Annotated in this window: 1 protein-coding gene; it reads right to left on the bottom strand. The window is 62.9% G+C overall.

The features are described from left to right. Positions 1-196 precede the first annotated feature (196 nt). Positions 197-3,928: cobaltochelatase subunit CobN (gene cobN / locus D8U18_RS23190; protein WP_131108531.1), on the bottom strand; the 3,732-nt coding region annotated here is incomplete at its 5' end.

Below are 3,928 nucleotides of genomic sequence, written 5' to 3'. Positions count from 1 at the left end.
CGTTCCCACGCTCTGCGTGGGAATGCCTCAACGGACGCTCCGCGTTCGGCTCTGGGTGGGACGCGGAGCGTCCCGGGCTGCATTCCCACGCGGAGCGTGGGAACGATCAGCTATACGCCACGGTTTCGGGTTTTACGACTGCTTCGCAGCCGAGCGGGAGCAAGCTCCCTCGCCACAGGTGTCCACTGTTCTCTAGTCAACTGTCTTCTTCTATGTCCAGCAGCAGGTTTTCCAGCGCCTCGCGATACTCGCCCGGCGCTTTCCACATGCCTCGCTGTTGCGCTTCGAGCATGCGTTCGGTCATGTCGCGCAACGCGTGGGGATTGTGCTCGCGGACAAAATCCCGGGTGTCCGGGTCGAGCAAATAGGCATCTGCCAGCAAGGCGTACTGATGATCGTCGATCAGCTGTGTGGTGGCGTCGAAGGCGAACAGGTTGTCGACAGTCGCAGCCATTTCGAAGGCGCCTTTATAGCCATGTCGCTTTACCCCGTCGAGCCACTTGGGATTGGCTGCCCGCGAGCGGATGACCCGGTTCAGCTCTTCCTTGAGCGTGCGGATTTTCGGCAAGTCCGGCTGGCTGTGATCGCCGTGGTAACTCGCCGCCGCGGTTCCGCTGAGGCTTTCCACCGCCGCGAGCATACCGCCCTGGAACTGATAGTAGTCATTGGAATCGAGCAGATCGTGCTCACGGTTATCCTGATTTTGCACAACGGCCTGCACTTGGCCCAGGCGTCGACTGAAGGGTTCTCGGGCCAGGGTGCCCTCGTCAGAGCCGCCATAGGCGTAACCGCCCCAATTCAGATAGACCTCGGCCAGATCCTCACGGCTTTGCCACAGCCGGCCATCGATAGCGCCCTGCACTCCTGCGCCATACGCGCCGGGTTTGGCACCGAAAATTCGCCAACCGGCCTGGCGTCGGGCCGATTCCTCATCAACCCCCGATTGCAGTAACGCTGCCCGCTCGGCACGGACCTTGGCCGCCAACGGATTGAGATCGTCAGGTTCATCCAGCGCAGCCACCGCTTGTACCGCGGCGTCGAACAAGCGGATCAGATTGGCAAAGGCGTCGCGAAAGAAACCGGAAACGCGCAAGGTCACGTCCACTCGCGGCCGATCGAGCAAGCTCAGCGGCAGGATTTCAAAATCGTCGACGCGCTGACTGCCGGTAGCCCATACCGGGCGCACGCCCATCAACGCCATGGCCTGTGCGATATCGTCGCCACCGGTGCGCATGGTCGCGGTGCCCCACACTGACAGGCCGAGCTGACGCAGATGATCGCCATGATCTTGCAGGTGGCGTTCAAGAATCAGGTTGGCCGATTGAAAACCGATGCGCCAGGCGGTTGTGGTCGGCAGGTTGCGCACGTCCACCGAATAAAAATTGCGCCCGGTGGGCAGCACGTCCAGCCGTCCGCGACTCGGCGCGCCGCTGGGGCCGGCTGGCACGAAGCGGCCGCCCAAGGCATCGAGCAGGCCGCGCATTTCTGCCGGGCCGCAGGCGTCCAGGCGTGGTGCGACCACTTCGCGCAGATTGTCGAGGATGGCCTGGACCTCGGACCAACCCGGCCCCTGCAGGAGCGAGCCTGCTGGCGAGGGTGTGTCAGCTGCGTTGGCGTCGACTGACACGCCATCGCCAGCAGGCTCGCGCCTACAGGGATCGGTCAACGCCTGCGAGATCAGTTGTGCGGCGAACAACTCAAGGCGTTCGCGGGTATCGCCAGCGGTGCGCCAAGCTTCTTGGGTGAGGTTGTGCAGTTCAATTGGTCGCGGCCCGGTCCATGGTTCGGCCAACACGCAATCCAGCGGATCGAAACCCAGCGAGAATGCCTTGGCCAAAGCGCGCAGCAAGCTCGATTGCGCACCACGCCCGTCACCCCGGGGGATTCGCAGCAATGCCAGCAACGTATCGATACGCAAGCGCCCGACCGGCGACTCGCCGAAAACATGCAAGCCGTCGCGGATCTGCGATTCCTTCAAGTCACACAGGTAAGTGTCAAGGCGCGGCAACCAGATCGCCGCATCGGCATCGCCGTCGAGTTGTTCGTCCAGTTGCAGTTCGCGGTCGATGTGGGTGTCGCGCACCAGTTGCAGGATGTCGCGCTGCAACTCGCGGGCGCGACGCGGATCGAGCAATTGCGCTTCGTAGTATTCGTCGGCGAGCAACTCGAGATTGCGCAGCGGGCCGTAGGTTTCGGCACGGGTCAGCGGTGGCATCAAGTGATCGATGATCACTGCCTGGGTCCGTCGCTTGGCCTGGGCGCCCTCGCCCGGATCGTTGACGATGAATGGATAGATGTTGGGCAGCGGCCCGAGCAATGCATCCGGCCAGCAGTGTTCCGACAGGCCTACCCCTTTGCCCGGCAGCCATTCGAGGTTGCCGTGCTTGCCGACGTGGATCAGCGCGTGGGCGCCATAGGTGTTGCGCAGCCAGAAGTAAAACGCCAGATAGCCGTGGGGCGGCACCAGGTCCGGGTCGTGATACACCGCGCTCGGGTCCACCTGATAGCCGCGCGCCGGTTGAATGCCGACGAAGGTCAGGCCGAAACGCAGCCCGGCGATCATCATTCGGCCGTTGCGGCACATCGGATCGTTTTCCGGCGCCCCCCAGCGAGCCAGCACCGCGGCGCGATTCGCTGCGGGCAGTGCGTTAAACATTTTCAGGTAATCATCCATTGCCAGACTTTGCTGGCAGGGACGCTGGTCGAGAGTGTCCAGGTCATTACTGACACCGCCAAGCAATTGCTCGATCAGCGCGGTGCCGCTGGCCGGCAATTCGGCGGGTAGCGGATAGCCTTCTTTATGCAGCGCTCGCAGAATGTTCAGGGCAGCGGCCGGCGTGTCGAGGCCCACACCGTTGCCGATGCGGCCGTCGCGGGTCGGGTAATTGGCGAGGATCAGCGCCACGCGCTTTTCAGCATTGGGCAGGTGTGCCAGGTCGGTCCAGCGCCGTGCGAGCTCGGCGACGAAGTCCATGCGTTCGGGTTGCGGGCGGTAGCAGACCACATCCGATTGGCTGCGCTCACTGCGCCACGCCAGATCCTTGAAGCTGATCGGTCGGCTGATAATCCGCCCATCCAGCTCTGGCAGGGCAATGTGCATCGCCAGATCACGCGGGCCGAGGCCTTGTTCGCTGGCGCGCCAGCCCGGCTCGTTGTCCTGGGCACAAATCGCCTGGATCACCGGGATATTGCGGCGAAATGGTCGCAAGTGCGGCGCTTCAGGGCTGGACTGGGCGAAACCGGTGGTGTTGAGAATCACCGCTGCTTCAGCCTCGTCCAGCAGGTCCTCGACCACCGTCAGGCAGCCGGGCTCTTTCAAACTGGCCAGCGCGATGGGCAACGGATTCAACCCGGCAGCCTGCAAACGCTGGCAAAAAACATCGATGAAACCGGTGTTCGCCGCTTGCAAATGCGAGCGGTAAAACAGCACGGCCGCCACCGGTTGACCCGCCTGCCATTCAGCCTGCCAGTCAGTCAATTCGACGGTGTTTTTTTGCGGATGGTAAATCGCCGTGCGCGGCAACGCTTGCGGCTCGGCCCAGGCGTAATCCCGCGCCAACCAACGATTGGCCAGGCAACGGAAAAAATCCAGTGCGTTGCCCATGCCGCCCTGACGAAGAAACTGCCAGAGCCGATCACGATCCTCGGCACCGACGGTGCTCAGGTCACTGAGTTCCGGGTCCGGACGATCGTCGCCCGGCACCAGAATCAACTGCACTCCACGCTGCGACAATTGCACCAGCCGCTCGACGCCGTAACGCCAATAGGCAATGCCGCCGTGCAGCGAGATCAGAATGACCTTGGCGTGGCGCAAGACTTCATCGACATACAGATCAACCGAGGCATGATTCTGCACCTGCATCGGGTTCGCCAGGCGCACGCTCGGATAATCGTCGGGCAACTGCTGCGCCGCTTCGGCAAGCAGCGC

Source organism: Pseudomonas sp. Sample_10 (assembly GCF_004321495.1).
Taxonomy (GTDB): Bacteria; Pseudomonadota; Gammaproteobacteria; order Pseudomonadales; family Pseudomonadaceae; genus Aquipseudomonas.
The sequence above is the reverse complement of the archived record's forward strand: the minus strand, read 5'-3'. Positions and strand labels throughout refer to the sequence as shown.